The organism is Lysinibacillus sp. FSL M8-0134 (genome assembly GCF_038069745.1).
GTDB classification, from domain to species: Bacteria; Bacillota; Bacilli; order Bacillales_A; family Planococcaceae; genus Lysinibacillus; species Lysinibacillus irui.
The window spans coordinates 3602940-3614814 of record NZ_JBBPAJ010000001.1 but is presented as its reverse complement, the minus strand read 5'-3'; the positions used below and the strand labels follow the sequence as shown (position 1 = coordinate 3614814).

At 38.3% G+C, this 11875-nt stretch carries 11 protein-coding genes; 10 read left to right on the top strand and 1 reads right to left on the bottom strand.

The features are described 5' to 3' along the window. Positions 1 to 49: 49 nt before the first annotated feature. A complete protein-coding gene (locus MKY49_RS18385) occupies positions 50 to 2320 on the top strand; it encodes a S9 family peptidase (protein ID WP_341386821.1) in 2271 nt (756 codons plus the stop codon). Between the two features lie 57 nt (positions 2321 to 2377). On the opposite strand, the gene MKY49_RS18380 is transcribed toward MKY49_RS18385, so the two are convergent. Then, the gene (locus tag MKY49_RS18380; RefSeq protein WP_341386820.1) at positions 2378 to 3748 is read right to left on the bottom strand and encodes an aminotransferase-like domain-containing protein; all 1371 of its coding nucleotides are present in this window, start codon (positions 3746 to 3748) and stop codon (positions 2378 to 2380) included. Between the two features lie 123 nt (positions 3749 to 3871). On the opposite strand from MKY49_RS18380, the gene MKY49_RS18375 reads away from it, so the two are divergent. From MKY49_RS18375 to gpmI, 9 genes are all read left to right on the top strand, one after another. Further along, positions 3872 to 4789 (top strand): DMT family transporter, encoded by a 918-nt coding sequence (locus tag MKY49_RS18375; RefSeq protein ID WP_312506009.1) that lies wholly within the window; start codon positions 3872 to 3874, stop codon positions 4787 to 4789. Between the two features lie 51 nt (positions 4790 to 4840). Next, a complete protein-coding gene (locus MKY49_RS18370) occupies positions 4841 to 5074 on the top strand; it encodes a glutaredoxin family protein (protein WP_274794375.1) in 234 nt (77 codons plus the stop codon). Between the two features lie 261 nt (positions 5075 to 5335). Beyond that, on the top strand, positions 5336 to 5458 hold the full coding sequence (locus MKY49_RS18365; RefSeq protein WP_255250346.1) for a hypothetical protein: 123 nt from the start codon (positions 5336 to 5338) through the stop codon (positions 5456 to 5458). Positions 5459 to 5633: 175 nt separating this feature from the next. Then, positions 5634 to 6674 carry a sugar-binding transcriptional regulator gene (locus tag MKY49_RS18360; RefSeq protein ID WP_341386819.1) on the top strand — a complete coding sequence of 347 codons (1041 nt, stop codon included), beginning with the start codon at positions 5634 to 5636 and terminating at the stop codon, positions 6672 to 6674. A 126-nt stretch (positions 6675 to 6800) separates the two neighbouring features. Then, on the top strand, positions 6801 to 7817 hold the full coding sequence (gene gap / locus MKY49_RS18355) for a type I glyceraldehyde-3-phosphate dehydrogenase (protein WP_312506004.1): 1017 nt from the start codon (positions 6801 to 6803) through the stop codon (positions 7815 to 7817). Between the two features lie 105 nt (positions 7818 to 7922). Next, a complete protein-coding gene (locus MKY49_RS18350; RefSeq protein WP_341386818.1) occupies positions 7923 to 8150 on the top strand; it encodes a hypothetical protein in 228 nt (75 codons plus the stop codon). Positions 8151 to 8365: 215 nt separating this feature from the next. Next, the gene (locus tag MKY49_RS18345) at positions 8366 to 9550 is read left to right on the top strand and encodes a phosphoglycerate kinase (RefSeq protein WP_341386817.1); all 1185 of its coding nucleotides are present in this window, start codon (positions 8366 to 8368) and stop codon (positions 9548 to 9550) included. Between the two features lie 28 nt (positions 9551 to 9578). Beyond that, positions 9579 to 10340, top strand: a complete 762-nt coding sequence (gene tpiA, locus MKY49_RS18340) for a triose-phosphate isomerase (protein WP_313471691.1) — start codon at positions 9579 to 9581, stop codon at positions 10338 to 10340. Further along, complete coding sequence (gene gpmI, locus MKY49_RS18335) at positions 10333 to 11874, top strand: 2,3-bisphosphoglycerate-independent phosphoglycerate mutase (RefSeq protein WP_322611116.1); 1542 nt, start codon at positions 10333 to 10335, stop codon at positions 11872 to 11874. The genes tpiA and gpmI overlap by 8 nt, the downstream gene beginning before the upstream one ends. Position 11875: the final 1 nt, after the last annotated feature.

Genomic DNA, 11875 nt, shown 5'->3' with positions numbered 1-11875 from the left:
GGTATATCGACAATCGGTATAACGTAAACTGATATAAGGAGGAATCATTTTGAAAAAAAGATTTTTATCTGCATCATTAGCGATAATATTAACAACATCTGTGGTCATTCCTACAACACTACAAGAAGTACGTGCTGCAGATGAAACGAACAGTGTCATGGTAGCACAGGAGGAACGCATTTCAGCACAGGAATTTTTGAATTTAGCTGTAACAGCTTTAACATTCCAGCACGGATCAGAACCAATGCGCCAACAGATTATTGGGCAATGGGTAAAGGCTGGAGAGCTAACAGATTTAAGTTCGATGATAAAACGTGATGAGGTTGCTCGTATTTTAGTAAGAGCTATAAATAAAGAAGAGAAAGAAGCATCACTTGCTGAGTATTTAGAAAAGGCGAATAAACTTGGTTTATTTAATGGTGTGGTAAGTACTGAATTTATTTCTAAACAAGATGCAGTAAAAATTTTAAACAATGCAAATCAGATAAAGAATGGTTCTAATAATGAAGGAGTAAAGGAAATTTCTGTAGAGGATTTCATGAAAAATCCTGGGAATTTCGGTTATGAACTTTCACCAGATGGAAATTACATTACGTTTGCCTCTGCATGGGAGAGTCGTTCTAATGTGTTCGTGAAAAAAATGAATGATGATAGTGAGCCGATACGTGTCTCAAGCTCAAAAGATCGTGATATTGCAGGTTTTTTCTGGAAAGATGATACTTTACTTTATTTAAAGGATAAAGGAGGAGATGAAAACTTCCATATTTATTCTACAACATTTAATGGGTCAGAGGAAAAAGATTTAACTCCGTATCCAAACGTAACAGTTGGAATTTTAAGTGGTCTACAGGGTGTGAAAGATGAAATATTGATCATGATGAATAAAGAGGATGCCACTGTTTTTGATGTGTACAAGCTCAATGTAAAAACAGGGGAAACGACTCATGTTGCAAAAAACCCTGGCAATATTACAAGCTGGTTAGCAGATCGAAACGGTAATGTGCGTGTTGCCGTTGCTTCAGACGGTGTGGCAGGCACAATTCTTTATCGAGATTCTGAAAAGGATGAATTTAGACCATTTATTGAAGTTGAGGCTGGAGATGAAGTAATGCCAGTAGCTTTCTCGAAAGACAATCAATACATTTACGCAACATCGAATAAAGGTCGGGATAAGGTAGAAGTAGTAAAATATGATTTAAAAGGTAAAGAAGAAGTTATCATGTCAAATGATGAAGTAGACGTCTCAGGTATACTATATAATGCAGATCAAGATAAATTGTTATATGGTGCATATATTACGGATAAAACAAATTATCAATTCTTTGACGAGGATTTTGAAAAATTATTCCGTAAAATCCAAAACAAACTTGGTGTGCCTGAAAGTGAATTAGGTATTAATGATTACAATAAAGAGATGACAAAATTTATTGTTAGTGTTTCTAGTGATACCGTTTATGGACAATATTATTATTATGATTCCACTACGGACGAATTAAAAGAATTGGCCACTCTAAGCCCTTGGTTAAACCCAGAGGAGCTTGCTGAAATGCATCCAATTTCATATAAGAGTCGAGACGGCTTAATAATTAACGGTTATTTAACTTTGCCGAAAAATAAAGAGGCAAAAAATCTCCCTCTTATCGTGAATCCACACGGTGGACCATGGGCTCGTGATATGTGGGGCTTTAACCCAGAAGTACAATTATTAGCAAACCGTGGCTATGCAGTACTACAAGTGAATTTCCGTTCGTCAACTGGCTATGGGAAGGAGTTCCTTCAAGCTGGTAATAAGCAATGGGGTCTAAAAATTCAAGATGATATTACAGATGGCGTACAATGGGCTATTGATCAAGGTATTGCAGATCCAGAACGCATTGGTATTTATGGTGCATCCTTTGGTGGTTATGCAACACTAGCTGGTATTACGTATACACCTGATTTATATGCTGCAGCGGTTGACTATGTAGGCGTTTCTAACATTTTCACATTATTAAATACCATCCCGCCATACTGGGAAACTATGCGTGACATGTTTTATGAACGAGTAGGTCACCCAGAAAAAGACAAAGAATTATTAACAGCTGTTTCACCTATCTTCCATGCGGATAAAATTAAAACACCTTTATTTGTCGCTCAAGGCGCAAATGATCCACGTGTCAATAAAGCAGAATCTGATCAAATTGTAGAAGCTTTACGTGCTAGAGGTGTCGACGTAGAGTATATGCTTAAGGATAATGAAGGACATGGCTTCGCGAATGAAGAAAATAGAATTGAATTCTATAATGCTATGGTGAAATTCTTCGACAGTCACTTAAAATAACATGAAAAACGAAAGGCATTAATGTGTAGCTTGCTCGCACTCGATGCCTTTTGTTGATTATAGTAGGTGAATGGTATTTGGGTAAGGCTTCTTACGTTCTAATGAAGAAATACATTGAGCTAGTTCCTCAATGCCGTGATGAATGAATTGCTCATCCACTTGAGAGATACTTAAACGAATCAGATTATCCCTTTTAAATTCTGGTAAAAACATTCTAGAAGCATCATCCATGAAAATATTTTTATTTTTTAATAGGTGCACTGTCTGCTTAGCACTCACATTGTCAGGAAGAACGATTGACAGATAAAAGCCTGATACAGGTTTCGTGAAGTTAGTATGACTTGGAAGTAATGATTCGCAAGCCTCCTGTAAAGCCTTCATTTTTCCTACATAAAGTGCTTTTATCGTTTTAATATGGCTATTAAACATACCACTTTTTAAATAAATATCTAAGGCACCCTGTGAGAGAACAGCGCTATTGAAATCTGCACTAAATTTATAACGCAAGAAATGATTCATCATTATAGTTGGGAGTACGACAGTAGCAACTCTGAGGCCAGGGAGAAACACCTTTGAAAAGCTTTTAATATAAATAATTCTGCCAGAAGGATTATAAGCGAACAATGGATCCGATTTAGAGTCTGGATCCAAATCTCCTAAAAAATCATCCTCCACAATATAAACATCATATTTTTCTGCTAGTTCTACAATTTTTCTTTTTTCAGCATTTGTATAGCTATGACCGAGAGGATTTTGGAATCTCGGCACTATATAGAAAAACTTGATATCATTATTGCGAAAAATATATTCGAGTCGCTCTAAATCAATACCCTCCATCGTCAAATCAATCCCAAAGGTAGTAGCCTGATGTAGGTGAACAGATTCTATAAAACCGAAATAGGTAGGCTGTTCAATTAATATATTACTTTTGCCATTCGGAAATGGCATGGACACTAATAAATGTAAGGCTTGCTGAGAGCCTGAAACGATAAATAAGCGATCAGGATCGGTAAAGACCTGCAAGCTTTGTAAATACTTCGTTATTTGAACACGAAGAGAGTAAAGGCCTTGTTGGTCACTATAACTAAATAATTCTTCCTTATAGATATCGATGGCTTGATTGATACAATGCTGAAATTCAATATAAGGCATAATCGTTTTGTCTGGACCTGCAGACAAAAAATCAACGACATATTGTGATGTGGTTGGCTGCTCTAATTTATTCACAACATAGTAACCGCTTTTTGGAATGGAAAAAATAAAATGGTCCTTTTCCAGCTCATTGTACGCTCTGATTACTGTATTTTTACTACAGGAAAATTGCTCAGCTAATTGTCGAACAGAAGGGAGCTTACTACCTGTAGTGAGTAAGCCGTTTGCCATCTTATCTTTTATGTCCTCGATAATCCCCAAATATTTAGCCTCCAATTCGTTTCCCCCCTTATCTGTACCAGGACAGTTGCTAGAAAATTCTGTTTATTTTTGATGTAGTACCTCTTACTATTGATTATACCAGGGACAGATAGGGAGAAAAATGGAAGGATGAGAATTATGCCGGATAAAAGAAAGGAAAAAATAGGCTTGTTGTTAGGTGTTGTTGGAGTAATTTGCTTTAGTTTAACATTACCTGCAACAAGTATAGCGGTACCGTATTTTGGTACTACAATCGTTGGGTTGGGGAGAGCAGTAATCGCTGGGATTATTGTAGCCATTGTGTTGCTTGTAAGAAAAGAAAGGCTACCTTCTGCAAGGCAATTTAAGAGCTTAATGATTGTCTCCTTTGGAGCGGTGTTAGGATTTCCGTTGCTTACTTCTTGGGCGATGACCAGTTTGCCTGTATCTCATGGCGCAGTAGAATTAGCATTATTACCTTTAGCAACTGCAGGTTTTGCCATCTTTCGAGCAGGTGAACGACCCTCATTAAAATTTTGGCTATCAAGTGTCATTGGGGCGATAGCAGTCATCATCTATGCTAGCTATCTAGGCTTAGGGCAATTACATATGGCGGATTTAGCCCTATTAGCGGCAGTGCTAATACTAGGTCTTAGCTATGCGGAAGGAGGACAATTATCCAAGGAACTAGGTAGTTGGCAAGTTATTGCATGGGCCATTCTAATAGCAGGTCCTTTTTTTATCATTCCAGTTTTTTTAAGCTTTACAGCAGATATGCTACAGGCCCCTGCCACAGCATGGCTTAGCCTGTTCTACTTAGCCGTTGTCAGCCAGTTTTTAGCATATGTTGCTTGGTATGGCGGAATGGCTATGGGAGGCATTGCAAGAGTGAGTCAAATTCAATATGTACAGCCATTTTTAATGATCCTTTTTGCAACTCTTTTTTTAAATGAATCTATCACATCATTTACAGTCGTTGTAGCAATGATTGTCGTACTTTCAGTCATTGTGGGCAAAAATACGACGGTTAAGCAAAAAGAATCTAAACCTGTTCCATCAAAAGCCATCAATGAATAGAAGCATTTCTTTATCAAACTTTTGTTTATAATAGAGTGGGAGGTGCTATTCATGATTGTAAAATTTTTTAGTCGAGCCAATTGTCCATTATGTGTAGAGGGGTTGCAAACATTAAAGCTTGTTCAGGAAGATGTTCCATTCGAAATTGATATGATCGATATTGAACAGGATGATTTCATACATGAAAAATATATGCTAATGATTCCCGTAGTTGAAAAAGATGGTGTTGTCATCCAGTATGGTCATTTAGATTATGCCACGTTAATGGAGCAATTAGGCAGTTAAGTTACCAAACATATAAAGAGTTATTAACGGTAAAAATGACTAGAATGTTAGCTGTAATTCACACATTTCACAAATTGTTCAATGAAAGCGTTTTGAAATTGAACAGTTTGTGAAGACCTTCACATTAGACTTTCTTTTCATAAAAATCGGAGTAGAATAGGTATCAAGTAAGAAGTTGTTATAAAACAGTTAATCAAATGTATCACAGGTTTTAGTGGTTGTTATATTACAAAAATGGATGATGTGAAGGGAGATTTTACAATGTGGGTTATTACAGTTTTTGAGAAAAAGGATGTTCGAATTTTTGAATTTACAAATAAAAATGAAGCAACAAAAGCTTTAGAAGGATTTAAGAAAAACGCAATTTTATCTTTCACAAAATAAGTTCCCCAAAGTCTCGTAGCCGTTTTTATTGGCTATGGGACTTTTTTTCATCCAAAACTAGACAATTACTTGCGCTTTAAAAAAATGCATATTATAATAAAATTATAAGTGGGACACAAAATAATATAGTGGGATGAAAAATAACCCACAACTATTGATAAGGGAGTAGATAAATATGTTAACTGTTCCAGAGGCGCAGCAAAGGCTACTTCCTGAAATGTATCCGCTTCTGCAATCAAGGTATCGAATTTTGCAAGCCGTTCAACTTATGCAGCCAATCGGACGACGCACACTTGCTGATTCATTGAAAATGACAGAAAGAGAAATTCGTAAAGAAACAGATATTTTACGTGAACAAGGGTTAATAGATTCGCAAAAGTCGGGTATGGTATGTACAGAAGATGGAGAAATTGTTATTGAGAAACTAAGAGCTATTGTTTATGAATGGTCTGGTTTAACTCAGCTTGCTAAAAAGCTCGAACAACATTTCGGTATCCATCGTGTTGTCGTTGTTCCTGGTGACTATAATGAAGACGATACAATCCTATCCTTGCTTGGCAAAGAAGCAGCACTTCAATTTATGTCCTCAGCTTTTGATGGGCAAATAGTAGCTGTCACTGGTGGGAAATCCGTTGCCTCTCTTGCACAATTTTTGCATCCTGTGGATCTTCAAAAGAAGATAACTTTTGTTGCTGCACGGGGAGGAATTGGACATGAAATGCAAATGCAGGCCAATACAATTGTTGCAACCTTTGCTATGCAAATGGAAACACAGTACCGCACTTTATTCTTACCAGAGCATTTAAGTGAGCAGGCTTATCAAGCGATGTTGACAGAGCCGATGGTAACAGAAATGATGGCATTTTATGATCAAGCAGATTGTGTCATTCATGGGATCGGCTCAGCAGAGGAAATGGCCATTCGTCGTAATTCATCTCCTGAGGATTTGCGAATTTTAGAGGAAAAAGGCGCTGTCAGTGAGGCATTTGGCTATTACTTTAATGCTGAAGGAGAAATCGTGCATCGTATCCGCACGATTGGTATTCAACTTGAGCAGGTTCAAAACAGTCAGCAAGTCATTGCAGTGGCTGCAGGAAAACAAAAAGTCAATGCCATGCTTTCTTATTTTAAAGTGGCGCCAAAGCAAACAATCTTTATAACAGATGAAGCAGCTGCAAAAGCAATTGCTGCTAATTTAGAAAATAACCATCGATGATGGGGATCATATCAAACATGTCACTCGATCTCAAAAAGTGTTGGAACACTTTTTGAATGAGCATAAAACAAATTTAATGTTCCTACTATTAGGGACAGACAATACACATTATTGGAGGAATTAACAATGGCATTAAAATTAGCGATTAATGGATTTGGACGTATTGGACGTTTAGTATTTCGTGAGGCAATGAAGCATGATGAATTCGAAGTAGTGGCTGTCAATGACTTAACAGATGCTGGTCAGCTTGCACACTTATTGAAATATGATTCAGTACACGGTATCTATGATGCTGAAGTCAATGCAGATGAAGATTCTTTCGTAGTAAATGGTCGACGCGTAAAAGTATATGCTGAAAAAGATCCAGCACAATTACCATGGGGCGAATTAGGTGTAGACGTAGTTCTTGAATGTACAGGACGATTCCGTTCAATGGAGGAAGTAGGAAAGCACATTGAAGCAGGTGCTAAAAAAGCTATTCTATCTGCACCAGCTAAAGGGGCAATGCCTACATTTGTTATGGGTGTAAACCATGAGGACTATAACCCAGCAACTGATGATGTGATCTCCAATGCTTCTTGTACAACAAACTGTCTTGCACCAGTAGCTAAAGTGTTAGATGAGAAATTTGGTATTGAACGCGGTATGATGACAACAATTCACTCTTATACAAATGACCAACGTATCCTTGACTTCCCACACTCTGATCCACGTCGTGCACGTGCTGGTGCGGTGTCTATGATTCCAACAACAACTGGTGCAGCAGTAGCTGTTTCAAAAGTATTACCACAATTAAAAGGTAAGTTAGATGGCTTCTCTATGCGTGTGCCAACACCTAACGTATCTTGTGTGGACTTAGTTGTAGAACTAAAAGCAGATGTAACAAGAGAATCGATTAACGAAGTATTAAAAGAAGCTTCTGAAAATGAATTAAAAGGCATTTTAGGCTACAATGAGCTACCATTAGTTTCTATTGATTATAATGGTAACCATCATTCATCTACAGTAGATGGTCTTTCAACAATGGTTTTAGAAAATAAAATGGTGAAAGTACTAGCTTGGTACGATAACGAAATTGGTTACTCTACTCGCTTAATGGACTTAGCTTTATACATTGCTGAACAAGGATTAAACCATAAATAAGTATCATATTTCGACATTTTGAGTAAAAAGTGTGACATATTACGGCTTTTTATGCACAAAAAGTATAGCCTTTATAATATCCAATAGATATAATATACAAGGGTAATGGGAGTAAGGGATTTTACCCTTACTCCCTTTTTTATCTTGATTCAGCAGAAAGCAGCCACCTCTATAGATGGTGAAATGAATGTGCAAATGGTTCACTTCGATTCAGTGGGTGTCCAAACACCGACTAAAATCAAGATAATGGCCCCAGCGGATGTCACAGGTTTTGAAGAGGAGCTTTCCGAGCAAGCTCAAAAAAATCTCGATGCAATTAAGGCTGAGCCGTAATTGATACATGGTGAATTGCAAGACATAGTAAGTAACTTTTGCTACTATAAAAACAAGTATTAGGGTTCATTATCAAAAGTTGGGGAATTAATGCTCGTAGATGATGATCGAAAAAGTACCAACTTGCCTTTTCAATTTAGTAAACATGGTGTGGAGCCAAGATGGGTAAAACACAAGGATGTAAAACTAAAACAAACTTTGAAGGGAGTTTCTTCATGTTAAATAAGAAGACAATGAAAGATATTGATGTAAAGGGTAAACGCGTTTTTGTACGTGTAGATTTTAATGTTCCAATGGCAGATGGTGCCATTACCGACGAAACACGTATTCGTGCAGCTATTCCTACAATAGAGTATTTAGTAGAGCAGGGTGGGAAAGTTATTTTAGCTTCTCACTTAGGTCGTCCAAAGGGTGAAGTAAAAGAAGACATGCGTTTAACAGCTGTTGGTATTCGCTTAGCTGAATTAATGGGCAAGCCTGTTATGAAGCTTGAAGAATCTATTGGGCAAGCGGTGGAAGAAGCCGTTGCAAACATGCAGGATGGAGACATCCTTCTTCTTGAAAATGTTCGCTTCCATGCAGGGGAAGAGAAAAATGATCCAGCATTAGCACAGCAATTTGCTCAGCTCGCGGATATTTATGTCAATGATGCTTTCGGTGCAGCTCATCGTGCACATGCTTCTACAGAAGGGATTGCTAAGCATATTCCAGCTGTCTCTGGTTTCCTTATGCAAAAGGAATTAGATGTATTAGGAAAAGCTTTATCTAACCCTGAGCATCCATTTACTGCAATTATCGGTGGTGCTAAAGTAAAAGATAAAATTGGCGTAATTGAAAGCCTATTAGAAAAAGTAGATCACTTAATTATCGGTGGTGGTTTATCATTTACATTTATCAAGGCACAAGGGCACGATATCGGTAAATCCTTGTTAGAAGAAGATAAAATCGAGCTAGCTAAATCTTTCATTGAAAAAGCAAAAGCAAAAGGCGTGCAATTACATATGCCAATCGACGCTGTCGTTGCCAATGAATTCTCACAAGATGCAGAAACACAAATCGTTGATGTAGACGCTATTCCAGCTGATTGGATGGGTCTAGATATTGGACCAAAAACGGCTGCTCACTATGCAGAAGTGATTAAAAACTCTAAATTAATCATTTGGAATGGTCCAATGGGTGTCTTCGAAATGGATAAATTTGCAAACGGTACAAAAACTGTTGCCGATGCAATGGCGGCAACAACAGGCTATACAGTGATCGGTGGTGGTGATTCAGCAGCTGCTGTTGAAAAGTTTGAAGTGGCGGACAAAATGGATCACATTTCTACAGGTGGCGGTGCTTCCCTAGAATTAATGGAAGGCAAAGAGCTTCCAGGAATTGTAGCACTAAACGATAAATAAGCGAACTAAACATATCGGAGGCATGATGATGCGTAAACCAATTATTGCAGGTAACTGGAAAATGTTTAAAACATTTGAGGAAGCTATTCAGTTTGTAGATGCAGTGCAGGATAAACTCCCTTCTAATGAGAAAGTAGATGCTGTTGTTTGCGCACCAGCTCTTTACCTACCTACACTTGTGCAGGTTGCAAGCGAATCAGAATTAGCGATTGGCGCTCAAACAATGCACTATGAAAATGAAGGGGCCTTTACTGGTGAAATTAGCCCAGCACAGCTTGCAAGTGTAGAAGTAGATTATGTCATTTTAGGACATTCAGAACGTCGTGAATACTACAATGAAACAGATGATGCTATTAATAAGAAGGTAGCAGCGGCACTCGCACATAGCATCGTACCAATTATTTGCTGTGGTGAAACACTAGAAGAACGTGAAGCTGGCACAACAGAACAAAAGGTGGCAGGTCAGATTAAAGCGGCACTTGCTGGGTTTGAAGCACAGCAAGTAGAGCATATGGTCATTGCCTATGAACCGATTTGGGCGATTGGAACTGGTAAAACTGCTACTGCAGATGATGCAAATCAAGTATGTGGAGCCATTCGAGCAGTTATCGAAGAGCTGTATGATGCTGAAACGGCGAATGCTGTTCGCATTCAATATGGTGGCAGTGTGAAGCCTGACAACATTCAGGAGCTTTTAGCAAAAGAACATATTGATGGTGCTTTAGTTGGTGGAGCAAGCTTACAACCAGAATCTTATTTAACATTATTGGAGGCGGCAGCAAATGCCTAAAAAGCCAGTAGCATTAATTATTTTAGATGGCTTTGCATTTCGTGATGAAACATTTGGGAATGCAGTAGCACAGGCTAACAAGCCTAATTTTGATCGATATTGGAGCCAATTCCCCCACGCGACATTAACAGCAGCGGGAGAGGCAGTTGGATTACCAGAGGGTCAGATGGGTAATTCCGAGGTAGGTCACTTAAATATCGGTGCTGGACGTATTGTTTATCAAAGCTTAACACGTTTAAATAAGTCCATTCGTGAAGGGGACTTCTTTACAAATCAAGCATTTATAGATGCAGTGGCACATGTAAAAGCACATCAGTCAAAGCTACATGTGATGGGCTTACTGTCAGATGGCGGTGTGCATAGTCATTATGAGCACATGTTTGCGTTATTAAAGCTGGCTAAACAACAAGGGTTAGAGGACGTTTATGTACATGGCTTCTTAGATGGTCGAGATGTTGGTCCTACAACAGCCTTAGACTATATCGAAGAAACAGAAAAACAGATGACAGAAATGGGTATTGGTCAATTTGCTTCTATCCATGGACGTTACTACGCCATGGATCGTGACAAACGTTGGGATCGTGTTGCACTTACGTATAATGTATTGGTAGATGGTGTTGGCCAAGCAGCAGAAAGTGCAAAAAGTGGTGTGGCAGCATCCTATGAACGTGAAGTGACAGATGAATTTGTCATTCCATTTAGTATTCAAGAGCATGGTGAGCCAGTAGCAACGATTCGTGATAATGATGCAGTTATTTTCTTTAACTTCCGTCCTGATCGTGCCATCCAGCTATCCACAGTGTTTACAAATGAAACATTTGATGGATTTGCGGTATCTGCAAACCATCCAAAAAATTTAAAATTTGTGTCCTTCACACACTATAGTGATGAAGTGAACGCACAGGTTGCTTATGAAAACGACAACCTGAAAAATACGATTGGTGAAGTACTTTCCACGAATGGTAAAACACAATTACGTATTGCTGAAACGGAAAAATATCCACATGTTACATTCTTTATGAGTGGTGGCCGTGAGGAAAAATTCCCAGGTGAAGAACGTATTTTAATTGCATCACCAAAGGTTGCAACATATGATTTAAAACCTGAAATGTCTGCCTATGAGGTGACAGAAGCCTTGCTTGCAGAGATTGAGGCTGATCGATTTGATGGCATTATTCTTAATTTTGCTAACCCTGATATGGTTGGTCATAGTGGAATGCTTGAGCCAACTATTAAAGCCATTGAGGCAGTAGATGAATGTTTAGGGAAAGTAGTAGATGCACTCCTTGCCAGAGGCGGCGCAGCTATTATTACAGCTGACCATGGTAACTCTGATGAAGTACTGACTTTAGCAGGCGAGCCAATGACAGCTCATACAACCAATCCTGTTCCTGTAATTGTGACAAAACCAAATTTAGTGTTAAGAAATGGTGGCATTTTAGCCGATTTAGCGCCAACCATGTTAGAATTATTAGAGGTGTCACAACCTACTGAAATGACAGGAAAATCATTAATTGAAAAAGAGGAGAATTAAT

Coding starts and splice junctions, on each gene's coding strand:
- MKY49_RS18375 (WP_312506009.1), top strand. CDS start 3,872: ATGCCGGATAAAAGAAAGGAAAAAATAGGCTTGTTGTTAGGTGTTGTT.
- MKY49_RS18370 (WP_274794375.1), top strand. CDS start 4,841: ATGATTGTAAAATTTTTTAGTCGAGCCAATTGTCCATTATGTGTAGAG.
- MKY49_RS18365 (WP_255250346.1), top strand. CDS start 5,336: ATGTGGGTTATTACAGTTTTTGAGAAAAAGGATGTTCGAATTTTTGAA.
- MKY49_RS18360 (WP_341386819.1), top strand. CDS start 5,634: ATGTTAACTGTTCCAGAGGCGCAGCAAAGGCTACTTCCTGAAATGTAT.
- gap (WP_312506004.1), top strand. CDS start 6,801: ATGGCATTAAAATTAGCGATTAATGGATTTGGACGTATTGGACGTTTA.
- MKY49_RS18350 (WP_341386818.1), top strand. CDS start 7,923: ATGGGAGTAAGGGATTTTACCCTTACTCCCTTTTTTATCTTGATTCAG.
- MKY49_RS18345 (WP_341386817.1), top strand. CDS start 8,366: ATGTTAAATAAGAAGACAATGAAAGATATTGATGTAAAGGGTAAACGC.
- tpiA (WP_313471691.1), top strand. CDS start 9,579: ATGCGTAAACCAATTATTGCAGGTAACTGGAAAATGTTTAAAACATTT.
- gpmI (WP_322611116.1), top strand. CDS start 10,333: ATGCCTAAAAAGCCAGTAGCATTAATTATTTTAGATGGCTTTGCATTT.